General features: G+C 55.6%; 22 protein-coding genes. 16 read left to right on the top strand and 6 right to left on the bottom strand.

Annotated features, from left to right (window positions below; translation table 11 throughout):
- The first annotated feature begins 21 nt into the window (after positions 1-21).
- Genes gspD through LVD14_RS02785 form a run of 6 tightly spaced genes read left to right on the top strand, consistent with a single transcriptional unit; the run spans position 22 to position 5,243 of the window.
- Positions 22-2,187, top strand: coding sequence for a type II secretion system secretin GspD (gene gspD / locus LVD14_RS02810; protein ID WP_237132513.1), 2,166 nt, complete (start codon positions 22-24; stop codon positions 2,185-2,187).
- A 20-nt stretch (positions 2,188-2,207) separates the two neighbouring features.
- On the top strand, positions 2,208-2,615 hold the full coding sequence (gspG, locus tag LVD14_RS02805) for a type II secretion system major pseudopilin GspG (RefSeq protein WP_237132512.1): 408 nt from the start codon (positions 2,208-2,210) through the stop codon (positions 2,613-2,615).
- Entirely contained in the window at positions 2,593-3,096 is a 504-nt protein-coding gene (locus tag LVD14_RS02800; RefSeq protein ID WP_237132511.1) for a GspH/FimT family pseudopilin, read from the top strand. The genes gspG and LVD14_RS02800 overlap by 23 nt, the downstream gene beginning before the upstream one ends.
- A 25-nt stretch (positions 3,097-3,121) precedes the next feature.
- On the top strand, positions 3,122-3,484 hold the full coding sequence (locus LVD14_RS02795; RefSeq protein WP_237132510.1) for a PilW family protein: 363 nt from the start codon (positions 3,122-3,124) through the stop codon (positions 3,482-3,484).
- Between the two features lie 8 nt (positions 3,485-3,492).
- Positions 3,493-4,164 (top strand): prepilin-type N-terminal cleavage/methylation domain-containing protein, encoded by a 672-nt coding sequence (locus LVD14_RS02790; protein WP_237132509.1) that lies wholly within the window; start codon positions 3,493-3,495, stop codon positions 4,162-4,164.
- Positions 4,161-5,243, top strand: a complete 1,083-nt coding sequence (locus LVD14_RS02785) for a general secretion pathway protein GspK (protein WP_237132508.1) — start codon at positions 4,161-4,163, stop codon at positions 5,241-5,243. The genes LVD14_RS02790 and LVD14_RS02785 overlap by 4 nt, the downstream gene beginning before the upstream one ends.
- Positions 5,244-5,290: 47 nt before the next feature.
- On the opposite strand, the gene LVD14_RS02780 is transcribed toward LVD14_RS02785, so the two are convergent.
- Both LVD14_RS02780 and LVD14_RS02775 read right to left on the bottom strand, forming a co-directional pair.
- On the bottom strand, positions 5,291-6,526 hold the full coding sequence (locus LVD14_RS02780) for an ABC transporter ATP-binding protein (RefSeq protein WP_237132507.1): 1,236 nt from the start codon (positions 6,524-6,526) through the stop codon (positions 5,291-5,293).
- Positions 6,526-7,329: an ABC transporter permease gene (locus LVD14_RS02775; RefSeq protein ID WP_237132506.1), complete on the bottom strand. Its 804-nt coding sequence runs from the start codon at positions 7,327-7,329 to the stop codon at positions 6,526-6,528. The genes LVD14_RS02780 and LVD14_RS02775 overlap by 1 nt, the downstream gene beginning before the upstream one ends.
- Positions 7,330-7,444: 115 nt before the next feature.
- Here LVD14_RS02775 and LVD14_RS02770 point away from each other — a divergent pair, with 115 nt between their 5' ends.
- The 9 genes from LVD14_RS02770 to LVD14_RS02730 all read left to right on the top strand — a co-directional run bounded on the left by LVD14_RS02770 (position 7,445) and on the right by LVD14_RS02730 (position 15,543).
- Positions 7,445-8,215 carry a PIG-L deacetylase family protein gene (locus LVD14_RS02770; RefSeq protein WP_237132505.1) on the top strand — a complete coding sequence of 257 codons (771 nt, stop codon included), beginning with the start codon at positions 7,445-7,447 and terminating at the stop codon, positions 8,213-8,215.
- Between the two features lie 107 nt (positions 8,216-8,322).
- Complete coding sequence (locus tag LVD14_RS02765; RefSeq protein WP_237132504.1) at positions 8,323-9,135, top strand: hypothetical protein; 813 nt, start codon at positions 8,323-8,325, stop codon at positions 9,133-9,135.
- A gap of 118 nt (positions 9,136-9,253) precedes the next feature.
- Positions 9,254-10,081 (top strand): glycosyltransferase, encoded by an 828-nt coding sequence (locus LVD14_RS02760; protein WP_237132503.1) that lies wholly within the window; start codon positions 9,254-9,256, stop codon positions 10,079-10,081.
- Entirely contained in the window at positions 10,078-11,001 is a 924-nt protein-coding gene (locus tag LVD14_RS02755; protein ID WP_237132502.1) for an NAD-dependent epimerase/dehydratase family protein, read from the top strand. The genes LVD14_RS02760 and LVD14_RS02755 overlap by 4 nt, the downstream gene beginning before the upstream one ends.
- A gap of 4 nt (positions 11,002-11,005) precedes the next feature.
- Positions 11,006-11,905, top strand: a complete 900-nt coding sequence (rfbA, locus tag LVD14_RS02750; protein WP_237132501.1) for a glucose-1-phosphate thymidylyltransferase RfbA — start codon at positions 11,006-11,008, stop codon at positions 11,903-11,905.
- 59 nt (positions 11,906-11,964) lie between these two features.
- Positions 11,965-12,528, top strand: a complete 564-nt coding sequence (gene rfbC / locus LVD14_RS02745) for a dTDP-4-dehydrorhamnose 3,5-epimerase (protein WP_237132500.1) — start codon at positions 11,965-11,967, stop codon at positions 12,526-12,528.
- Entirely contained in the window at positions 12,528-13,403 is an 876-nt protein-coding gene (rfbD, locus tag LVD14_RS02740; RefSeq protein ID WP_237132499.1) for a dTDP-4-dehydrorhamnose reductase, read from the top strand. The genes rfbC and rfbD overlap by 1 nt, the downstream gene beginning before the upstream one ends.
- A gap of 35 nt (positions 13,404-13,438) precedes the next feature.
- Positions 13,439-14,068 carry a hypothetical protein gene (locus LVD14_RS02735; protein WP_237132498.1) on the top strand — a complete coding sequence of 210 codons (630 nt, stop codon included), beginning with the start codon at positions 13,439-13,441 and terminating at the stop codon, positions 14,066-14,068.
- Positions 14,068-15,543 carry a matrixin family metalloprotease gene (locus tag LVD14_RS02730; protein WP_237132497.1) on the top strand — a complete coding sequence of 492 codons (1,476 nt, stop codon included), beginning with the start codon at positions 14,068-14,070 and terminating at the stop codon, positions 15,541-15,543. Before LVD14_RS02735 ends, LVD14_RS02730 begins: the two co-directional genes overlap by 1 nt.
- Before the next feature lie 21 nt (positions 15,544-15,564).
- On the opposite strand, the gene LVD14_RS02725 is transcribed toward LVD14_RS02730, so the two are convergent.
- The 4 genes from LVD14_RS02725 to LVD14_RS02710 all read right to left on the bottom strand — a co-directional run bounded on the left by LVD14_RS02725 (position 15,565) and on the right by LVD14_RS02710 (position 21,002).
- Entirely contained in the window at positions 15,565-16,992 is a 1,428-nt protein-coding gene (locus LVD14_RS02725) for a TolC family protein (RefSeq protein WP_237132496.1), read from the bottom strand.
- A gap of 7 nt (positions 16,993-16,999) precedes the next feature.
- Positions 17,000-18,310, bottom strand: a complete 1,311-nt coding sequence (locus LVD14_RS02720) for an HlyD family type I secretion periplasmic adaptor subunit (protein ID WP_237132495.1) — start codon at positions 18,308-18,310, stop codon at positions 17,000-17,002.
- 124 nt (positions 18,311-18,434) lie between these two features.
- On the bottom strand, positions 18,435-20,153 hold the full coding sequence (locus LVD14_RS02715) for a type I secretion system permease/ATPase (RefSeq protein WP_237132494.1): 1,719 nt from the start codon (positions 20,151-20,153) through the stop codon (positions 18,435-18,437).
- A gap of 147 nt (positions 20,154-20,300) precedes the next feature.
- The gene (locus tag LVD14_RS02710) at positions 20,301-21,002 is read right to left on the bottom strand and encodes a Crp/Fnr family transcriptional regulator (protein WP_237132493.1); all 702 of its coding nucleotides are present in this window, start codon (positions 21,000-21,002) and stop codon (positions 20,301-20,303) included.
- A gap of 187 nt (positions 21,003-21,189) precedes the next feature.
- Here LVD14_RS02710 and LVD14_RS02705 point away from each other — a divergent pair, with 187 nt between their 5' ends.
- Positions 21,190-22,626, top strand: coding sequence for a FecR domain-containing protein (locus tag LVD14_RS02705; protein WP_237133401.1), 1,437 nt, complete (start codon positions 21,190-21,192; stop codon positions 22,624-22,626).
- Positions 22,627-22,628: the final 2 nt, after the last annotated feature.

The raw sequence follows: 22,628 nt of genomic DNA, 5'->3' as shown, positions 1-22,628 counted from the left end.
TGGCACAAGGAGAGACAGAAAGTGAATATAAGCTTACGACAGTTCACCGTGCGCACAGTGGCTCTCAGTCTGGCAGTCGGACTGGCTTCATGTGCTGGTATCGATTCGAGTGACAGTCGTTCGGGTGGCCAGAATCAAAACACCACCTCAGGATCCACAGCTGGACAAGCGACAAGCCAGAGCGCGCCCCAGATGCTTGGAAATATGCCGTCTGCCGAACAGGCTGCGGCAGAAAGGCAGGCACTCATTGATGAAATCAATCGGGATGGGCGCCAGGTGTCTGTTTCGAATCGGCTTGAGTCGGTTCCCTCTCCGGTCAATCCGCCAGACCAGAATACTGTAGCACTGAACTATGAACAGGCTGATCTGCGTGAAGTGCTGGAAGAGCTCGCTGACGCACTGGATCTGTCTATCATCATCGATCCGTCAATAGATGTCAGAGTCAGTTTGCGTACTGCTGAAAGCCGGCCGCTAACTTATGATGATGTTTGGCCTCTAATCAGATTACTGACTCGCAATCATGGCATCATACTGGAGCAGGTCGGCAATGTCTGGTACGCAAGATCTGGCACCGATAATGTCCCGGTCGAGATTGCCACGCCCGACTCACTTGATCAGGGGACTGCCGCGCAGATCATGCAGATTACACCGCTGCGTTATGTCTCTGCGGCCAGCGCCACCAACATACTCTCACCGATTCTTGACGAAGAAAACAGCATTGTCCGTATTTCCAACAGCAATACGCTCGCGATTACTGCCACGCGATCTCAGCTGGTGCGTATCAATGAGCTCCTGGTGGTCGTAGATGATGATCCATTCCAGAATCAGGGCCTGCAGCTCTATCCACTCAGTAATGCGCTGGCGTCAGATGTAGCCCAGGAACTGACAGAAATACTGACGATGATAGAAGGCGAAAATCCCTCCTATCAGGTCAAGGGGCTTGAGCGCATCAATGCGCTGCTGGTGACCGCACCGGCCGCTCGCGGTTTTGAAGAGCTGGCGCGCTGGATTCGTATTCTGGATGCCGATCGGGAAGAACAGTCTGAGCAGCTGTTTCAGTATCGCGTCAAGAATCTGAACGCCGTCGAGCTGGCAGAAACCCTCAGTGAGGTATTTCGCCTGGATGAAGAAGAGCAGCGCCCTGCGGGCGACGATGACGATGAGGCCGCCAGGCCCGAGCCTGTCATCATTATCAATGAGCAGGGCGAGCAGGTTGCAACACAGCAGGCGCAAGTGTCTGGGCCCGCTTCTTCAAATGCTGGCAACATGGCCGTGTCGGCCAATCTGCGCGTCAGCATTGTTGCTGATGAACCCACCAACAGCCTGCTGATTCGTGCCAATCCGCGAGACTATCGACAGTTGTTGACCACCATCAGTCAACTGGACACCGCACCGCTGCAGGTCATGATCAATGCGGCGATCGCACAGATTGTGCTGACGGATGAAACCTCATTTGGAGTTGACTGGTCGCGCGTGCTCGAGAATGCTGATGGTACGGCAACACGGGTGCGAACCGAGTTTCTGCCTTCCCGCAATCAGGATGGTTCCGGTGGACTGGGTGGATTGCTGTTCAACCGGGCCTTTCTTGATGGCGCGGCCAGGGTTGAAGCGACGCTGGAAGCCATAGCAATCAACAACGATGTGCGGCTGCTGGCCAGACCCTCTTTGACGGTGATCAATAATCAGGAAGGCCTGATTCGTATTGGCGCCGAGGTGCCTGTGCAGTTGGGTGAAACGATAGGAGTCGGCGGATCCACGACCAATATCCAGTACCGACCAACAGGTATCGAACTGCAGATCACGCCCCGCATCAATGAGGAGGGTGTAGTTAATCTGACAATACGTCAGGAGCTGTCGTCTGTTTCTGGTTCCGCAGGCATCAATCAGAATCCGATCTTCCAGAATCAGGAAATTGAAACTTCGGTCGTTGTCCGTGACGGCGAAAATGTTGTGCTCGGAGGCCTTATCCAGAACACCAACGACCAGCTGAATACCGGTGTCCCCTACCTGAATCGGGTGCCTGGCCTGGGACGGCTGTTCAGCTATCAGCAGGACAACAACGAGCGGACTGAGCTGTTTATCGTACTGCGACCGGAGATGATCAATTTGAACAACCAGACCAACAGTCGCTATCAGGAAATACTCAACCGTTTTGAACTCGCGGCAGAAATGCTGGAAGATATCTGAATACAGGCAGAGGAATTGATATGAACAAGGTTAAAAGCATCAAGCAAGCCCGCGGCTTCACCATTATCGAACTGCTGATCGTCATGGCGATACTGGGAATGCTGGCGGTCATGGTTGCCCCGAATCTGTTTAACCAGGCGGATGGCGCTCGTCGTGATGCGGCGCTGTCGCAGATCTCCTCACTGACCAGTGCACTGGATGCCTATCGACTGGATATAGGTCAGTATCCGGATGAGCTGGAGGGACTGATCGAGAACGACAGCGGGCGCTCCACATGGAACGGCCCCTACCTGCGTGGTGATGTACCCGTGGATCCCTGGGGTAATGCCTATGTTTATGAGTCGAGCGGTCGGGACTTCAGCCTGATTTCCTACGGTGCTGACGGCGCGCCGGGTGGCGAAGACAATGACGCTGATATTGGGGACTAATGATACTCAGCGCGGTTTTACTCTGCTAGAACTCCTGCTTGTGCTGGGTATTGCGGCCATGATGGCCATGCTGATCGGCCCCGGTATCAGTTCACTCGATTCTCCGGGGTTCAACGCACAGGTACGTGAGGCAACGGGTCTGTTGAATCATGCCAGACGCATGGCGGTGGTCCAGGGCGGGACGACCCGGGTGGAGTTTATCGTTAACCCGCCGGATGCAGGCAACAGCAATGGCCCGGATGAACCTGAGGCTGACGACCCATCGGTGGTGGGGCGCTGGGTCTCTGTCGAAACCGCGCTGGCTTTTACAGATAGTACCGGCCGCCAGTCCCCCGTGCATGAACAGCTCAGCATCGAGTTCTTTCCAGAGGGAGGCAGCTCTGGCGGCACGCTCGAATTCTCGCAGGATTCCCGTCGCTTAAAACTTTCAATTGACCCCTTTTCAGGGCGAGTAGAGCGTCTTGATGAAAATGACGAATAGGCGGCCTACAGTCTCAGTACAAACAGTGCAGCACGGATTTACACTGCTGGAAGTGCTGGTTGCGCTGACCATCACGGCAATGGTGCTGGGGGGACTTTTTACTCTGGCTGCCGGCAGCAAGCAGTTGGCTGGTCGTGCGCAGAGCAGTTTAAGTGATACCGTTCAGGCGCGAGCCAACATCAACTTTGCTCTGCTCGATAATCAATTTCGTGACATCGAATCTGTTATTGAAGACGAATTTGATGTTTCGCCAGTAGATGAGCTGGAAGATCCTCTACGACGGACAGCGCCCATGTATGATCTTCTGGAAACCTACCGAATGGTGGACCCGGAAACTGGTGAGCAGATCGAAGGCGTCCGCTGGCTACGTTCTGATCTGCCACGGTGACAAGCAACGTGAATCGAATCCAGCAACAAGCAAACCCATTACATCAGCAGCGTGGTTTCACGCTGCTGGAAATCATCCTGGCGCTGGCACTGACAGCGACATTGATGACCATGCTGACGGCGGGTATGTTTTCAGTTGTGCGTGACTGGGACAATAATGCTTCGACACTGGAAGACAATCTGGACGAATCAATTGCGATACTGCAACTGGAGCGCGCGCTGCAGGGTGCTTTTCCGCACAGCTACCGCGACCCCGAAACACTGGGGCGCCATGTCTATTTTGAAGGTGAATCCGACCAGCTTTCCTGGGTGTCAACAGTGTCCCCTGAGAGGAGGGATGGCCTGACTGCCTGGCGTCTTTTCTGGCGTGGTGATGAGGGAGTCTATCTGCAACTTGCGCCAGCACTCAGTGATGATCCGACGGCCCGGCTGGATGATGCCGAGCCGCGACTGCTTTTGCCAGGCTACCGCGCGAGCTTTCAATATCTGTATGAGGATCTCGAGTTCGACCGTCTGTGGCGTGAAGACTGGCCTGCTTTCACGTTCAGTGTGTTGCCGTTTGCTGTCCATATACATCTGGAACCCATCGACGACCGGAACGTGGAGACGCTGGATATTGTGGCGCCGGTCAATGCGCGGCAGCATCGCAGCATTCGTCCCAATCTGGAGCTGATACCATGATGCCGAATTCGCAACGGGGCGCGGTGCTCATCATGGTGCTGTGGACGTCGGTGGTGTTGACCGTGCTGGTCACCGTGCTGGCGACCAATATTCGCCTGGGAGCCACAACTGCGTTACGGCATAAAGAAGGTGTCAGCGATTACGCGGATATCATGACAGCCATGAACCAGGCTGAGATGGAGTTGATGCTGGAGCGCATGCCCTTGCCGCTGGACGAAGAGCCAGTGCTCAACGACTGGGGTGAGGTGCGGATGTCGACATATCGCTTTAATGGTCAGCCGCTCTCCCTGCACTACCCTGCCCCCGAAAACATGGTGGTGCGGATTTATGACCATGCAGGAAAAATTAATCTCAATCGAATTGAAGTACGACGGTTGCAGCAGATAATCGAAACGCAACTGGGTCCTGACTTTGACCCACGCCAGGTGCAGGAACTACTGGCGGCCTGGAATGACTGGACCGATCTCAACGAATTGATAACTCCTGGCGGTGCCGAGGCTGAGTATTATCAGACGCTGGATCCCCCTTACACGCCACGCAACAGTCCTGATCTGGAATCAGTCGACGAGATTCTGCTGATAAGAGGTTTCGCCGAGCTTTTCGAGGGTGTCAATCTGGAGGCTGCGTTTACTGTTTATGGCAATGAGGCAGTGGTTAATCCCAACATGGCAACACGGGAAGCCCTGATGTTACTTCCTGGCATGGAAGAGGAACTGGCCGAGCAGATTATTGCTTATCGACAGCACCGGGACCTGCGAACCATGCGTGAAGTTGGTGCCCTGATTCCACTTGAGAATATGGTAGAACTGTCACCCTGGCTGGGTTTTACAGCCTCCAGTATATATTCGGTATACGTCTACCCGGCGGCCGAAACTGCCAATGCGGAGCAGGAATCCCAGAGGACAGACGAGGACATATCAGCGGTTGAGGATCCGGTTCGCCAGGGCTACATGCAGATCATGCAGGTCGAAAGCTTTAATCAGCGCGCGCGAGTGCGTCACGTTGACCCTTACGCCATATTGCCGGACACGGCGCCGCCCAGAGCGGAGTTGCCGCCTGGCCTGCTGCGAGTGGATTAAAATAACAGTGAGCAGAGCGCCGCGCTTCGTTCAGAGCACAACAACGTTTAGTTGTGCTCGACCTTCCATTCCGACTTCATGACAAAGACACCCAGCCCTTTGCTTGTTTTTACCGTGATTTCCTTGCTGAGTTTTGTTTCGTACCAGAGCAGTCCACTTGCGTCATTGATACCACCCAGCACATGGAAGTTTCCGACCCGTAATGCCATGGCATCAAGGCGCAATTGCACGGTGATAATTTCGCCTTTGCGGAATGGACCATGCTCGACGTCGGGTCGGTCAGTTCCCAGATAGGCGGAAATAACCTCGTCCAGATCCTTCATCAAGGCGAAGCCGAAATAGCAGATGCTGTTGTCGTTCAGTATCTCGGCCTGCAATTCCAGAATGACTTCCTGAAGGGGCTCAACAGTGTCGATGATCTCGCCATCGGTATTGCGCACCACGGTATGGATGATGCGGGCGTCCTTGGGCGTCTTGTCTTTCTCTGCCTGCTCAGCCTTTACGGCGGAGCTTTCTGATTCGAGCGCTTTGGCCTGTTCTTCAGCCTTGGTGTAGGAACGCCGGCTGTTGCAGTAGTCTTCATAGCGCGCGACGATTTCTTCACTCTGGCCCATTTCGCGTATACGGCCTTTTTCCAGCCAGATAGCCGTGTCACAGAGTTCCTGTACGTGATACATGGAGTGACTGCAGAACACCATGCTTTTGTTCTGTGCGCGAAACTCATTCATGCGCTGCACACACTTGCGTTGAAACGCGATGTCGCCAACTGCTAGCGCCTCGTCAATCACCAGCACATCCGGTCTGACCATCGTCGCGATAGAAAACGCGAGTCGAACATACATGCCGGAGGAGTAGGTTTTGACAGGGCGATCAATGAAGTCCCGCAGCTCGGAAAACTCTATGATGTCTTCTTCCAGCGCAGCGATATCGTCATCCGGGACACCCAGCAGCGAGGCATTAAGATAGATATTGCGACGGCCGGAGAATTCCGGATGAAAGCCTGCACCCAGCTCCAGCAGGGCTGCGACCTGACCTTTGGTGTGTACGGTCCCACTGCTCGGTTGCAGGGTGCCAACCAACAGCTTCATCAGGGTCGACTTGCCCGCGCCATTGTCACCAATGATGCCAAGGCTCTTGCCTTCCATGACATCAAAAGAAACATCCTGCAAAACATGAAATACGCGGTGACGAGGCTGGCGCAGCAACAACTCCAGCAGGCGATCCTGCGGCCGTGCGTAGATGCGAAAATCCTTGTTCAGATTGTTGACCGAAATACTGTGCATTACAAAACGTCACCAAAAGCGTGTTTTATTCTCATGAACAGCCAGCCGCCCAGCAGGTAGCTCAGCACGGCCGATACCACCATCACCTGGAAATGGATGGCAGAAAAATCGCCCAGTAGAATCGCTTCGCGATAGAACTGCACAAAGCTGTGCATGGGATTCAACATCATCAGCGGCCGCACCTGCTCGGGCAGCAGCGACAGAGGATAAATGATCGGCGTCAGGAAAAACCACGCAGTCAGCATCAGAGCCACAAGCTGCTGGATATCACGCAGGAACACACAGAAGGCGGACAGGATGGCGACCAGGCCGATGGTAAACATGAACTGCAACACGAAGGCTACCGGCAGCCAAAGCCAGGCCATCTGCAGATATCCCTGCGTGGCCAGATACACCAGGAATACAAAAATGGCGATGCCATGGACCAGGTAAGGGACCAGTGTGCCAACCATGGGAATCAGCTGCACCGGGAACATGACCTTGGTGATCAGCGGGGCTTTGTCCAGCAGCAGCCCGCTTGAGCGACCCATCGCATCGGCGAAGGCGAACCAGGGCAGATAACCAATCATCAGGAAAATGACAAAAGGCACGTCACCAAAGTTTTCCGGCATGGGCGCACGAAAAACCACACTGAACACGAATGAATAAATGATGATATTGACGATGGGCGTAACAAACAGCCACAGGAAGCCACCCAGCGAGCCGGCGAACTGGCCGCTGAATTCCTGTCGCACGAACTGATGGAACAGCCGGAAGTGGCGAATGGGAGACAATGTCCACTGACGCAGCAGGCTAGATGTCATAGCAGCAATCAACGATGATAATTTCACTCCAGAAGGGCGCAGATTTAACCACGAAAGCGCCTCAATCTCCACAAAACGCTAAAAAAAACCGGCAAAACCGCCTACAATCCGCGCCATGAATCCTGAAAACATATTGGTCCCCTTTCACGTATCCGATCTGCCGCCGGCGCCCTGGGTTGTTTTTGCGCCGCATGCCGACGATGAAACCTTTGGCATGGGTGGGGCGCTGCGCCTTGCTGCGCTGCAGGGTATGGCGACTCATGTCATAGTATTGACAGATGGCGCGCTGGGCGGTGCCACCAATCCTGATGACCAGCAGGCCCTGGTGGCGCAGCGCAAAACGGAAGTGCAGCAGGCCTGCGATGTACTCGGCGTCAGCAGCGTGCAGACCTGGGATCATGCGGACCGGGGTCTGAAGATGGACGATGTGGTGGTAGAGCAGATCGCTGGCGCGCTGATCGATCTGCAGGCAGCCACGGTATTTTTCCCCGGCGTACTGGAGCTCCACCCTGACCATCGGGTCACCGCGCAGCTGGTCTGGGCAGCCGTGCAGCGCTTGCAGCTGCGCGCCTGGCGTGGTCATCTGCCTGAGGTATGGTCCTATGAGATCAGTGTACAGAGCCCCGTTAACCGGCTGATTGATATCACCTCGACCATCAAGGCCAAGCAGCAGGCCATGGCTGTCTACGCCAGCCAGAACAGCCAGAATAACTATCCTGAACTGATTCTGGCCCTGAACAAGGCGCGAACCTTCTCCATGAGTGCGGAGGTGAAGTATGTCGAGTCGTTTAATCGATATGATCCGGGCATGCTGACAGAGTCTCTGGAGGCATTGACCCAGCAGGCAGTAGCCAGATATTTTGAACGTGGGCAAACTAAACCGTAAGCTTGCACGACAAATAAAAAAGCCGTTAACGTAACAATGTTCAAGTACCGCTTGGTCCGGGGCGGTCATGATGTACCCGGACAGTCAGTTCGCTGACAGGAGTCAGAATGATGCTGAGGGCCCTAATGATGATGCTGGCGGCGCTGATCAGCGCTGTGCATGCTCACGCCCAGGAAACGGAACTGTTTACAGACCTGACGCCGGACTCCGTGGCCGGTCAACAGTCGGCTACAGCATCGCCGACGAGCAACGAACTGCTTCGCCTGTTTGAGCCGATCGAGGCAAGCGCTTCTGCAGCAGACTCCCCTGCCCCCGCGCCTGACACGACATCACGCAGCGGTGGACCACAGTTTACCCTGGTCGGTACCAGCCAGTTTGGCAGCAAGCGTCAGGTGCGCCTGCGCCTGCAGAACGGAGAAACCCTGGTGGTTCCGCTGCCGGACGAGTCGAGCGGGTCGATGGACGCGCGCGCAGAGATCCCCGGCTATCCCGGCCACTTTGTGGATGAAGTGGCCAATCGCCAGTTGATAATTCAGCATCCCGCAGGCAACTCCTGTTATGCAGATCCCGATGAAGGTGTCACCTGCGTGGGTAGCAACGTATCCCGCCTGCAGCTGGCAACAGCCGCTCCAATAGCGACCCAGGCACCGGCGCAATCAGCGGAGGAGTCATCTGAAGACAGAGGCGGTCGCCGTGATCGACGTAGTGAAGATAGTGCTGAGGAGCAGCCGGAAAACCCGTTTGCCGCAGCCCTGCGTGCTGCCAGAGAGCGCAGTGACCCGGACGCAGCCGTCCGCCGAACCGAAGAATCGAGATTCCGGCCGCGTCGTATCGACCCGGCCGATGTACCCGAGGGAGCCCGTCTGGTGCGCACTCCCTTCGGCGACCGGATAGTGCCTGCGGAGCCAAATTCCCAGTGACACGCCGACCAGAAAACACTAGCCTGGTGACGGCTGATGCAACGGTTCTCACTGCAGATTCCCTGTCCCCATTGAGATTTCGCGCGACGTGAGCCAGAGCCGCCCTCCCAGACTCTGTGTGTCGATTGTTGTTCATACCCTGGATACGCAGGTATTGCGGCAGACGCTGCAGTCACTGGCAACAGCCGCCCAGCAGGCATTGCAGCAGCGGCACCTTTCTGCCTGTCAGCTGTATCTCATCGATAACGGAGATTCCGACAGTAATGTCATGCCCTTGCGTGATGTGCTGGATGGGTGGCGTGAGACTGGGCTGGAGGGGGAGCTGATCACCGGTCATGGCAATCTGGGTTACGGTCGCGGTCACAATCTTGGGCTGTCGCATGCACAGCAACTGGCTGACGCCGGAAACGACCTGTACCTGATTCTGAATCCGGACGTGATTGTGCAGCCGGACACGCTCTGTGTCGGTGTCGCCTGGCTGCAGTCGCATCAGCGCACAGTCGCAGTGGCGCCATCAATCAGTGACGGTCATGGAGGCTCAGCCTCTGCCTGCAAACGCTACCCCAGCGTGCTCGACTTTCTGCTGCGCGGCTTTGCGCCGGAGGCAGTCAAGCAGCGCTTCCACGAGCGACTGGCGCACTACGACATGCAGGACCTCCCCGACGACCGGCCCAGCGAGGACATTCCCGTTATCAGTGGCTGTTTCATGCTGTTCAGGCTGACAACGCTCAAATCACTGAATGGTTTTGATCCGCGCTATTTCCTGTACTTCGAAGACTTCGATCTGGCGCTTCGAGCGCATCGCCTGGGCAGCCTGACCTATCTGCCGGGAATGCGAATCACGCACCTGGGTGGCAACAGTGCCAAAAAAGGCCTGCGACACATCGGCATGTTCGGGCGCTCAGCGCTGCGATTTTTTAACACGCACGGCTGGCGCTGGACATGAGCTCTCGCGTGCTGGTGACAGGCGGTAGCGGATTTGTGGGGCGACACCTGGTGCCCATGCTGCAGTCTCAGGGTGATGCTGTCAGTGTACTGCAGCGTCCGACTCAGGACCTGACCCGTCCCGAATCACTGGTCACCGTGGTGAAGGGGGTTGATTGCATCTACCACCTTGCCGCCTATGCGCACGTGAATCATGCGCGGACGCAACTGATCTATCAGACCAACGTCGAAGGGACGGTCAATCTGCTGGAGGCCGCCATCGAGGCTGGTGTTTCACGATTCGTGTATGTCAGCAGCATTCTGGCTGATCCCGCCCATGACCAGCCGCGCACTGCATACGGAGATGCCAAATTTCAGGCCGAACAGCAGCTGATGGCTGCCCATGAGCAGGGCAGGATTGCTGTGACCATCATCAGACCAGCCAGCGTGTATGGGGTTGGCATGAAAGGCAATCTGATGAGCCTGCTCAGGCTGATCCAGAAGGGTGTGATGCCTCCTCTGCCGGACTTTCAGCAGGCAATTTCGTTGATCGGCGTTCAGGATCTGTGTCAGGTGCTGGTGCTGGCAGCCGCTGCGCTTGAGCGTTCGGTTCCCTCCCGCGCGCCAGTATATGCGGTTTCTGATGATCAGCATTACACGATCAAGGGTATTGAGCAGGCCATGCGAGACGCGCTTGGCAAGCCGCCCGCGACGTTTGCCACGCCCAGGTGGCTGTTTTTCGCTGGCGCACTGCTGCTGGAAGTGGCGGGTAGGCTGCTGCCACTGCGCAATGCTCCCGGGCTTCGCACCTGGCGTGCGCTATCACGCCCGAATCACGTTGACGGCTCAGCAAGTCGTCAAGAACTGGGCTATAATCCGCGTTTGACTTTCTACCAGTTACTGCCGTCCATCATCGCTGACAGTGCAACGTCACAAGGATAGAACCATGACTCAGTCTGTGCCGACATCGACACATACAACCAAGGGAATAATTCTGGCTGGCGGCACGGGTACCCGTCTGCACCCAATGACCATTTCGGTCAGCAAGCAGCTGATGCCTGTTTATGACAAACCGATGATCTATTACCCGCTCTGCACACTGATGCAGGCTGGTATCCGCGACATCCTGATCATTACCACGCCGGCTGACCTGCATCTATACGAGCATCTGCTGGGTGACGGCAGCCGCTGGGGAATCAATCTGCAGTATGCGGTGCAGCCCAGTCCAGATGGACTGGCCCAGGCTTTTTTGATCGGTGAAGAATTTATTGGCAATGACAGTGTGTGCCTGATACTTGGCGACAATATTTTCTACGGCAATTCACTCGAAGAAAAACTGCAGCGTGCGGTGCAGCAGAAATCGGGTGCCACTGTATTTGCTTACTATGTAAACGATCCGGAGCGCTATGGTGTTGTCGCTCTGGATGAAAACAATACCGCAATCGATCTGGAAGAAAAGCCGGCAAAACCCAAGTCCAACTACGCAGTTACAGGCCTGTATCTGTACGATAACGAAGTCGTGGAGATCGCCAAGACAATCAAGCCCTCCGCCCGTGGCGAGCTGGAGATTACGGACGTCAACAAAACCTATCTTTCCCGCGGTCAGCTCCAGGTAGAGCTTTTTAATCGTGGTACGGCATGGCTTGATACCGGCACAGTCCAGTCCCTGCTCGATGCGGCAAACTTTATTCGGGTACTGGAAGAGCGGCAGGGATTAAAAATTGCCTGTCCGGAAGAGATCGCGTACAGCAACGGATACATTGACGCTACTCAGCTGCGCGCGCTGGCGGCGCCGCTGGCCAAGAGCGGCTATGGACAGTACCTGTTGAATCTGATTCGCGACTGAGTGTCCCAGAACAGCGCCAAAAAATATCGTCAGCCAAACTGCATCAACAAGGCAACGCAATGAAAGTAACCCCTACACATATTCCTGATGTCCTGCTGCTGGAACCGGCTGTTTTTGGTGATCACCGCGGCTTTTTTATGGAAACGTTTCGACAGTCTATCTTCGATGAACTGCTGCCTGGGCTGAGATTTGTACAGGACAACCACAGCAAGTCAGCGCAGGGCATTCTGCGCGGTCTGCACTATCAGCTCCGCCAGCCCCAGGGCAAACTGGTGCGCGTGGTGTCGGGTGAAATCTATGACGTGGCTGTGGATATGCGCGAGGGCTCTCCGACCTTTGGGCAAAGCGTGGGTTGTGTTCTGTCCGCAGACAACAAACACCAGCTTTGGGTGCCGCCTGGTTTTGCACATGGGTTCTATGTGATCAGCGACAGTGCCGAAATGGTGTACAAGTGTACCGATTATTATGCTCCTGAAGATGAGTTCAGTCTGATGTGGAACGACCCGGCACTGGGAATAAAATGGCCGTTGGTGGCTGGCGCGGGTGAACCGGTACTGTCGGGCAAGGACAGCAAGGCGCTGAGCTTTACCGATGCTCCCAAATATCAAAAGCAGGGTTCCTGATGAGCCAGCCACTTAAAGTCGCTTTAACTGGCGCCGGCGGCCAGCTGGGGCAGACCCTGCAGCAGTACCTGTCGGCCGAACGTTATCAGATCATTCCGATAACACATGCGGAGCTGGATATCAGTGATGAAACCGCCTTGCGCAGGCATCTGACGGATATCAAGCCAGACGCCATCATCAACGCGGCAGCCTATACAGCCGTCGATGCTGCAGAGACAGATGACCTGGTCGCGCGTGCCGCAAATGCAACCGGTCCCAAAAACCTGGCACGATGGGCGGCCGAGAATGATACCTGGCTGCTGCAGATATCGACCGACTTTGTATTCAGCGGGCGCAATCACCGCCCCTACACACCAGACGATCAGACGGACCCATTGAGCATCTATGGGCGCACCAAGCTCGAAGGAGAGCTGCATGTTCGTTATCTGGCGCCAAAACACAGCCTGGTTCTGAGAACTTCGTGGGTTTATTCGCAGTTCGGCCGGAATTTTCTTAAGACCATGTTGAAATTAATGGCTGACCGAGACGTTCTTAAAGTAGTAACAGACCAGATTGGCACGCCGTCCTCGACATGGGGTCTGGCGCGTTGCATCGAATCGGCGCTGCAGATACGGCCAGTCGGCACTCTGCACTGGAGCGACGCCGGTGTTGCGAGCTGGTACGATTTTGCTGTTGCGATTCAGGACGAGGCAGTCAAGGCAGGCCTGTTGGACAAACGAATACCAATAGCGGCGATTCCGGCGAGCGACTACCCAACGCCAGCCAAACGCCCACCTTACAGTGTGCTCGACAAGTCACAGACGCTGGCTGTCCTGGACGTGTCGCCCCGACACTGGCGGCATGAACTGGTCGATGTCATTGCCGCAATGGCCTAGCACACAAGACTTTCCCCTGCAGGAGGTAATTTAACGTGTCACTACTCACAATCCGCCTGCGTCAACTCCTGTTATCGTTAGGCCTGTTGTTACTCTCAACATTCAGCACAGCAACAACGATTGAACAGATGCGCTTTGAGCAGGTCGTTGACACCGCAGCGCTGATCTTCCAGGGTGAGGTTCTTGCAGTGGAATCCCGTCAGACAGGGCCACGCAGCATAAGTACCTACGTTCAGTTTCGCGTTGATGAAGTCATCAAGGGCAGCTATGCCGGTGATGCCATTGAACTGAGCTTCCTGGGCGGCCGTGTTGGCAACCTGCAGATGACAGTGTCGGAAATGCAGGTCCCCGAGGTCGGTGAAACTGGTATCTATTTTGTTCACTCCCTGAATGACTCACAGGTTCATCCGCTGGTTGGCTGGACGCAGGGACACTATCTTATCAAGGGCGAAAGTTCCGCTGCACAGGTCACAACGGCAGATGGGCAGTCAGTCACCGCTTTGGAGGCAGGCAATCAGTCCCCTCTTATCATTCTTCCGCATGAGGGAACTGCGCGAGGTGTGCAGGTGCAGGGTCTAAACGGCAATGCGCTGCCCATGACACCAGGGGCGTTCAAGGCACGCATTCGTGATATTGCCAGAGACAGCAGCGGAGGGACTCCCTGATGCGCAAGATACAACAAGCGCTGGCGGCCCTGGTGCTGCTGTCTGCCAGCGGACTGCTGATCATGTCTGCCACCGCCTATGAGTTTGATCCTCTGGGGAATAAATGGCCTGGCGCCAGGACGACAATCTATACCGGTATCCCGGGCGTGTCTGCCAGCGGCGTGCCATGGGCACAGGCTTATCGGGAGGCAGCTGAATCGTGGACCAATCAGACTGCCTTTACCTTCAATATTGTTCCTGACTTTCTGGATCCGTGCGTTGGGCAGACTGGGTCCGGGCAGCCACCTGACTTCAGAAATGGAGCTGCGTTTGGCAGTACCATTTGTGGTCGCCAGTTTAATAGTCAGACAATAGCTGTGACGGTGTTCTTTACCGAGTTCAATACGCTGGGCTCAGCCGATCTTGTCGAAGCTGATATTGTGTTTAACTCGAATGTGCCATTTGACACCTATGATGGCAATCAACGCGTTGACCGAGTCGTTGACTTCCGCCGTGTGGCACTGCATGAGCTGGGTCACGTGATGGGGCTGGCGCACGAGAATACCGCCCTGGCCATCATGAATCCCTCAATCGGCAATACCTTTACTTTGCAACAGGATGACATCGAAGGAGTCAATGTTCTTTACAGTGGCATAAGCAACTGTGAGAACCGCCCTGTAACATTCGGCTGGGTCTACGGAGATCTCAACGTGGGTGACTGCCTGATACAGGATCTGCAACAGGGTGGATCCGACGACAGTTATGTCGATGTCTACACATTGCAGGTCGATCAGCCAATGAGGGTGACACTTGACACTATTACGAGTGGTGGACTCGACAGTGTCTTGCTGCTTGCCGATATGAAACTGGATGTGCTGGAGATAGACGAAAACAGTGCAGGCGCCTGTCGACCGCGTGTCACTGCCAATCTTCCGGCCGGCGAGTACGCAATCCTGGTCAACACCTACAGTAATAATACGCGCCCGCCCTGTGGTGAAACCAATACCGGCAACTACCGCATGTCAGTCACCTATGAAAGCCCATCCATGCTGACCCTGAATGGCAGGCAGAGTTTTCAGGGGGGGCAGGTTAACGCTTTGTTTCGCGGTGGTGTCACGCGCAACAATGGGCAGACGTATATCAATAGAGTGAGCTCAACGGAGCGATTCGATGTTAAAGGCGAAATCACTGTGGACCCGAACCACCGGGGTCAGCCCGGATTTGTGGTGGTGGCAGGTATCACACCTGAGGGTGAGATTCTGGTCAAACACCCGAATGGTGATTTTGTCGGATATCGACCAGACCTGGAGCTGGTGCCAGTCTTTGAACGCAGGACACTGCAGGCTGTGGAATCCATCGACATTCTCAAGCAGTTTGTGGCAAGAGATATTGGAGTAAGCACCATCGACATCGACTTCCTGATTGGTTACGGCGTCGACAGCAACCCGAATGAACTCTACTTCCACCAGCAGCCAATCAATCTGCTGGTGGAGTGATTATTGTCTCGGGAAAAACTGTTATTCGCTGGGCTGCAGGCGTGAACTGATATCAATCAGGTCGTCCGGGCTCAGTGTGCCGGCGTCACGCTGCAGGTTCAATAAGAGGCGGATGTAATCATAACGAATCTGCTGGAGATCGCGCTCCGCAACAAACTGATCGCGGACGGATTCAAGCACATCCACCGTTGTTACGGTGCCAAGTTCAAAACCTCTGCGCCGGGCACGTGCCGACAGTTCGCGCGATTCCAGCAATGCCTCTGCTGCACGAATCTGGCGCTCTGCTGCCTGCAGCCGCAGGAATGCAAAACGAGTCTGCTCACTGACATCCAGATGCACCTGGCGAAGCTCGTTGCGTGCGATATTCTGCTGGCTTATCGCTTCTCGGACCGCAGCGCGATTGCTGCCGCCTGCGAACAGCGGGATAGACACATCCAGACCAACATAGCCGGTGTCCGTGCGAGCCATTGGCGTGTTATCAAAGCCCAGGTCTGAACGCTGCTGTTGCAGGACCAGACTTACCTGTGGCATGTAGTTGCCACGTCGCTCTGAAACGCGCTCATCAGCCGCCTCTACGGCATACTGGCGAGCCTGAATCTGGTGGCTGTTGGCGCGGGCGCGGCTGACCCACTCTTCCAGACTACCGTCTATCTGCGGCAATTCGGTGGTGTCCTGCAGCGTATAAAGCTCACCTACAGCCAGGCCGGTTGCAGATCGGAGAGCTTCTTTTGCCAGTTCAAGTTCACTGCTCAAATACACCTGTTCGGCTGCCACCGCGGAGGCCTGTGCCTGTGCCTGATAAAGATCAGTAACCTGAACCATCTGCAGGTCATGCATGCGTTCAATCTGAGCGAGCTGGTTATTAACCGCTTCCAGCTCGGCCCTGCTGGACTCCAGTGCATCCTGGGCCTGCAGCACATCAAAATATCTTTCTGCCACATCAGACAGATGCGCCGCCAGTTCTGCGTAGTACAGGGCTTCGTACTGGTTTTCTACCGCATAGGCCTGCCCGCGTCGTGCAAAGACTCGCCAGTCAAACAGTACCTGGCGAAGCTGAACGGCATAGCGCTCGCCTCTATAGTCAACGGGAGCGCCGCCGGTGCGCTCCTGGCGGTTGTCTGAAATGCTGGCAGAGGCCGATACCTGCGGGAATAGCTGACCATTGGCCGCTTCGCGACGCGCCGTGCCAATGTTCATCTGCTCTTCAGCAATTTCTAGGCGCGGGCTGAACTCCATTGATGCAACAAAAAAGTCTTCCAGGGTTCGCCCCACGCCGTCATGGCGCTGCATCAGCGATGCCAGCTCCTCGGTCTCCTGCTGGTTGTCACTCTGGGCCAGTGAGCCCATTGAACCTGCCAGAGCCAAAACACCACAGATGGCATGCACCAACAGTGGGCTCGAGCGTCGAGGAGTGTGCTGGATATCAGACATCTGGTCGTTGCTGCTCATATGCCAATCAATCTTCTATGAAGCTGCGCGCCAGCGCATTGGTGATGGGTTTGGTCAGATACTGCAGGAAGGTTCTGGAGCCGGTGGCAATAAACACTTCTGCAGGCATGCCGGGAATTAGCGTCAGGTCGCCCAGGTCTTGCAAGCCTTCTGGTGTGACCTCGATACGAGCAGTGTAATACGTCATCCCAGTGCGCTGGTCAGTAAAGCTGTCAGCGGAAATATGGATCACCCGGCCAAAAATATTGGGTACCGAACTGCTGAAGCTGGAGAATCGAATGGTAGCTTCCTGGCCTATGTCGACACGATCAATGTCAATCGGTGAGACCTGTGCCTCAACGATCAGCTCATCGGACTGCGGAACGATATCAGCAATTTCGGTACGCGGTGGGATGACCCCACCAATAGTATGAACCTGCAGGCCATTGACGATTCCGGTTACAGGCGCCTTTATAACGGTACGGTTGACGACATCGCGCAATGCTCCGATGCGTTCGGTTACGTCTTTTAGATTCGTCTGAGTCTCCGCCAGCTGATTGGCTACTTCATTCTGGAATTGACGACGTTGCTGCAGGATTTCCAGACGTGTCTCACCTATCTGAATTTCTGCTGACGAAATGTTTGCCGTCAGCTCGGCAGCCTCTCCGCGCAACTGCGCCGCGTTGCGTTCCAGTTCGCGAAGGCGGTTCTTGTCGGCAAAACCTTCTTCAAGCAGAGCCCGTACATCGTTCAGCTCTTCATCGAAAGAATCAGCCAGGTCCTGTTTGCTTTCCTGCAAAGCGCGCAGTCCACGCAATTGCGACTGCAATTGCTCAATACGTTGCTCCAGAACCTCAATGCTTCCTTCCAGAGAGGCTTTACGCGTCCGAAAAATCTGGGTCTGGGACAGCATCTCTGCTTGTGCATTGGCATCAAGAGATGAGAGTTCTGCAGGGAACTGAATGGCATCAAGTTCGTCGCGCTCAGCGATCAGACGAGCCTCAAGTGCCTTGAGGGCCACATACTGGGAGTTGGCAATCTGCAGCTGTGCACGGGATTGTGTGTCATCCAGAACCAGCAGGGGTTCGCCGGCCTCGACAACATCACCGTTGCGCGCCAGGATGTCTGCGACGATGCCGCCTTCAAGATGTTGCACCAGCTGCTTGTTGGAGCGCACCGTTACATGACCGGTAGCATGGGCGGCGCCGTCCAGTGGTGCAAAGGCAGCCCACAGGCCAAATACTCCGAACACCAAAAAGAATATCAGTAAGCCAATACGCCGTGGCGCATCCATGCTGGTGTCAATCTGAAAATCGTTATCAGTAGTCTGCTTTTCCACGTTCACTCTCTGCTGGGCGGTGCCCAGACAAATCTCCTGGATGATATTTCGTTCGACAGTTGCTGCTGTCGTATTTGATGCCTGTTATCGCCTGGGCGTCAGGTTTTCTAACGTGAACTACCGATCAGGCATTACCGGCCCGGCGCTGTTCCGATTGTCCCATCAGGCTGGCAAGCACCTCGTCTTTGGGACCGAAGCTCAGAGCAGCCCCCTCTTTCATCACCAGCAGCTTGTCCATGCTATGCAGGACCATGGTGCGGTGTGATATGACAATAATTGTGCAACCGCCAGCCTTGATGCGCTGAATGGCAGAAACCAGCTCTTTCTCGCCCTGGTCGTCCAGATTGGAGTTGGGCTCGTCAAGCACCAGTAATCGGGGATTGCCATAAACTGCGCGTGCCAGACCTATTCGCTGTCGCTGTCCGCCCGACAGGCCGCCGCTGGATCCGCCAATAACTGTGTCGTAACCATCCGGTAGGCGCAGAATCAGCTCATGAACGCCGGCCAGTCTGGCAGCCTCCACGATGCGCTCGGCATCGGCTTCACCGAATCGACAGATATTGTCGGATATGCTGCCGTCAAACAGCTCGATATCCTGTGGCAGATAACCTATATGAGGACCAAGCAGGCCGCGATCCCAGCCAGCGATGTCAGCGCCGTCCAGCCTTACCTTGCCCGCCATGACCGGCCAGATACCCAGAACCGCTCGTGCCAGCGTTGATTTGCCAGACGCGCTGGGACCTACAATGCCCAGAGCCTCACCAGCCGCCAACTGCAGCGTAACGCCGCGGACAACAGGGACTCGTGTGCCCGGCGGCGCAACAGTGACCTGCTCAAGAGACAGGTCGCCCTGCGGTGGCGGCAACGGCATGTGCTCTGCCTCGGGAGGAATCCTCTCCAGCAGCTGCCCAAGACGTTCGTACTGGGCGCGAGCCACTGAAAATCCCTTCCATGTGGAAACCAGCATGTCGATGGGAGCCAGTGCGCGACCGAGCAACAGCGAACCGGCAATCATCATACCGGGCGAGATTTCCTGGCGCAGCGCCAGCCAGGCACCAAGGCCCAGAATCAGGGACTGCACAATCAGCCGGAAAGACTTGGAGATACTGGTCAGCGCGCCCGCAGAACGACTGGCGTCGGTTTGCAATACCAGAACTTCGTTTGACTGCTTTTCCTGCTGACGTCTGATGTCATCTGTCATACCCATGGCGGCGATGACTTCGGCATTGCGCAGGCTGCCATTGACCTGATTGTTCACCCGGTTAGCTTTGGTATTGGCATCCTTCAGCTTGCGTGTTGTTACAGCTTCGTTGATCCAGGCAAGCAGCACCATGACGATACCGGCCAGGATGGCCACCACTCCAAAGAGCGGATGGAAGACGAACATCAAAGCGACATAGATTGGGAACCACGGTGCATCAAAAAACGCGAACAGGCCGTTACCAGTCAAAAACTGCCTTAAACTGGACAGGTCGTTCAGGGGTTGGCCGCCGCTGGCGCCTGAACCGCTAAGCAGCGCGTGAGTAAAAGACGCGTTGAATACGCGTCGTCTCAGCTGCTGTTCGATCCGGTTGCTGGCGGCGATCAGAATCATGGATCGTACCCACTCGAAACCGCCCATAGCCAGCATCAGACCCACCATGAGCAAAGTGAGCATGGTCAGCGTCGATACGCTGCCACTGGAAATCACCCGATCGTACACCTGCAACATGTAGATGATGGGTGTCAGCATCAGTATGTTGACGGCGGCGCTGAATAAGCCGGCATAAATGAAGTAGTGACGAATGCTCTTCAGCGATTCGTTTAATTCTTTGTAAGTGTTTGTTTTTTTCGATGTGTCCATTAAGAGATGCTTGCCGTCAGTGCATGGTGTCCGTTGGGTGCGAATAGACTAGGTGGGGTGAAACATTGCTTGTTTCAACCCCCGCAGCGTATTCGCGGCGATTATATCATGGCCGCCTCAGCGACTATTTTCACGAGAACCAGCGCCTTACAGCTCTTCTGCGCCTTCTGCCAGTCTTTGCAGAGTCACCAGATCGTGCACAATCAGAGCGCCTGGTCCGTCGCGTTTGACAATTTCACGTGCCTGCAGCAACTGAAACACGCGGCTGACACTTTCCCGGCTCAGGCTCAACATGATGGCTATCTCCATGTGAGTCGGCGGGTTTCTGATAATCGTCTGATTGCCTTCGCTGCGACCGGATTCAGGAATCAGCATCCACAATTGGCAGCAAACGCGCTGGCCGACGTTAGGCAGACCCAGCAATGATCGCTGCCTGGTCATCTGACGAACCCGCGCTGCCAGACGCTCCCCCATGCGCTGCAACAGCACAGCGTGCTCACGGGTTACCTGTCGCAGGCTGGCCAGAGGCACAAACACAACCATCGCTGATGTCAGTGCAATGACGTGTTCAGGCTGTGGGCCATCGTCAAACATGCCCAGCTCACCGCAAAAGTCACCGGGTTCCACGAAGTACAGACCCACTTCGCGCCCATCAATGGTAAAATCTACGCCCTGTAAGCGACCTTCAAACAAAAAGCACACCGACTCCTCGCGTACACCAGCTTTGAGTACAACGCCGCGACGGGCAAAACGCTGAACCGTTGACTGCTGTGCAAGCTGCTGCAACAGCGGCAAAGGTAACGGCTTTAAGCTGGGAAATGTGCCGAGAAGCTCAGGTGTAACCAGCATGCGAAAAATTCCGGTATGGTGCGCTGGTTGTTGACATTCCTTTGGACAGCGCTGCCGGGCCATTATAGTAAGGCATGTTGGAATAGCAAACGTGTGACTGCGGTCACTTACCGGGACGGCCGCTTGAGATAAGCTTTGTGCTAATGATGGACCAGACTCTGGATCCAGGAGTTCAAAATTGAGCACTATGACACCACAGCCAGTTTACAGAATGATGACATCTCTGACATTGCGAGCCAGAACGCTCGCAGTGGCGGTCACGATGACCACTGCTTTGGCTGCCGGATCGACACTTGCCCATGCCCAGCTGGAGACAGTCGAGCCGGTGGGTGAAGTCAGCCTGGTGCTGGGAAACGCCTATATTGAGCACGCCGACGGCCGTCGCTCAGCTGCTGTGCCAGGGTCAATTATCGTGGCAAGTGACCGTATCCACACGGCTGCCAATGGGCATGTGCACATCCGCTTTGTCGATCAGGCACTGGTGAGCGTAAGGCCTGACAGCCGGCTGGAAATTGTGCGTTACGATTACAACCCTGATCAGCCGGCCAGCTCCAGTATCAAACTGAATCTGGAGGAAGGTGTCACCCGATCCATATCCGGTCATGGGGCCACAGCTGCCCGAGAGCGTTTCCGCCTGAATACGCCCATCGCTGCCATTGGTGTGCGCGGCACAGACTTTGTTGTGAACGCGTCCAGTGTTGCGGTTCGGGCGCAGGTTAACGAAGGTACCATTGTGATGGCGCCATTTTCCGCGGATTGCACCGCGGATGCTTTTGGACCCTGTCTGGCGAATGCAGTCGAGCTGACTGGCACTTCAATGCAGATGCTGGAGCTGGATGGCAGTACGACCGCCCCGCAAATCATGCCAGCAACTGTCGAGCGAGAGCCCGGCATGATGCGGGAAGAAGTGAGTCAGGCCATTGCGGCGTCCGAAGCCAATGCCGATGACAAGACCGCCGGCACCGAAGTTTACCTGGAAAACGTGACCTCACAGCGAGTCAAGCAGGAAGTTGCCAATGTGGCAAAGCCGACAACGCCACCAGTTACTCCTCCGGTGACGCCACCCACAGTTGCCGATACCAATTTCACGCCTGCTGTCGCGATTGCCACCGAGCAACTGAAACAGAACAACCTGATCTGGGGGCGCTACGGAAGTGGCAAGGGCGACCTTGAGCGCATTACTGCCCCGTTTGAACTTGCCCAGGAAGGTCGTGACTGGATGGTCGGCCTCGGCGAGTATCGACTTTTCCGTGACAGTAACGGGCGCGACCGCGTAGATGCCGGGCTGGGTCCGGTGAGCTTTGAGCTAAGCAGCGCTCAGGCCTATTACAACTCCGGCACTGGAATAGTGGCGATGGCTGTAACGGGTGGCAAGTTCGACATTGACTTCAATACCCGTCAGTTTTCGACTGAGCTGAACATGAAGCACAGCCTCACAGGCAGTGTGGACTTTGTGGCCAATGGCCTCATCAGTGAGACAGGCATCTTCCACAACCGGACAGGCCCGGAGCCCGCTACCATGGCGGGAGCTGTCAGTCTGGATGGCAAAGAGGCCAGTTACTTTTTCGAACAGCAATTGCAAACCGGTGGTATCCACGGGCTGACCTTGTGGAACAAACGCTGATC

Source organism: Pseudohongiella sp. O18, assembly GCF_021729085.1.
In the GTDB taxonomy this organism is placed as follows: Bacteria; Pseudomonadota; Gammaproteobacteria; order Pseudomonadales; family Pseudohongiellaceae; genus Pseudohongiella.
This window is presented reverse-complemented; position numbering and strand designations above follow the sequence as displayed.

Coding starts and splice junctions, on each gene's coding strand:
- gspG (WP_237132512.1), top strand. CDS start 2,208: ATGAACAAGGTTAAAAGCATCAAGCAAGCCCGCGGCTTCACCATTATC.
- LVD14_RS02800 (WP_237132511.1), top strand. CDS start 2,593: ATGACGCTGATATTGGGGACTAATGATACTCAGCGCGGTTTTACTCTG.
- LVD14_RS02785 (WP_237132508.1), top strand. CDS start 4,161: ATGATGCCGAATTCGCAACGGGGCGCGGTGCTCATCATGGTGCTGTGG.
- LVD14_RS02780 (WP_237132507.1), bottom strand. CDS start 6,526: ATGCACAGTATTTCGGTCAACAATCTGAACAAGGATTTTCGCATCTAC.
- LVD14_RS02775 (WP_237132506.1), bottom strand. CDS start 7,329: ATGACATCTAGCCTGCTGCGTCAGTGGACATTGTCTCCCATTCGCCAC.
- LVD14_RS02770 (WP_237132505.1), top strand. CDS start 7,445: ATGAATCCTGAAAACATATTGGTCCCCTTTCACGTATCCGATCTGCCG.
- LVD14_RS02765 (WP_237132504.1), top strand. CDS start 8,323: ATGATGCTGAGGGCCCTAATGATGATGCTGGCGGCGCTGATCAGCGCT.
- LVD14_RS02755 (WP_237132502.1), top strand. CDS start 10,078: ATGAGCTCTCGCGTGCTGGTGACAGGCGGTAGCGGATTTGTGGGGCGA.
- rfbA (WP_237132501.1), top strand. CDS start 11,006: ATGACTCAGTCTGTGCCGACATCGACACATACAACCAAGGGAATAATT.
- rfbC (WP_237132500.1), top strand. CDS start 11,965: ATGAAAGTAACCCCTACACATATTCCTGATGTCCTGCTGCTGGAACCG.
- rfbD (WP_237132499.1), top strand. CDS start 12,528: ATGAGCCAGCCACTTAAAGTCGCTTTAACTGGCGCCGGCGGCCAGCTG.
- LVD14_RS02730 (WP_237132497.1), top strand. CDS start 14,068: ATGCGCAAGATACAACAAGCGCTGGCGGCCCTGGTGCTGCTGTCTGCC.
- LVD14_RS02725 (WP_237132496.1), bottom strand. CDS start 16,992: ATGAGCAGCAACGACCAGATGTCTGATATCCAGCACACTCCTCGACGC.
- LVD14_RS02715 (WP_237132494.1), bottom strand. CDS start 20,153: ATGGACACATCGAAAAAAACAAACACTTACAAAGAATTAAACGAATCG.
- LVD14_RS02710 (WP_237132493.1), bottom strand. CDS start 21,002: ATGCTGGTTACACCTGAGCTTCTCGGCACATTTCCCAGCTTAAAGCCG.
- LVD14_RS02705 (WP_237133401.1), top strand. CDS start 21,190: ATGACACCACAGCCAGTTTACAGAATGATGACATCTCTGACATTGCGA.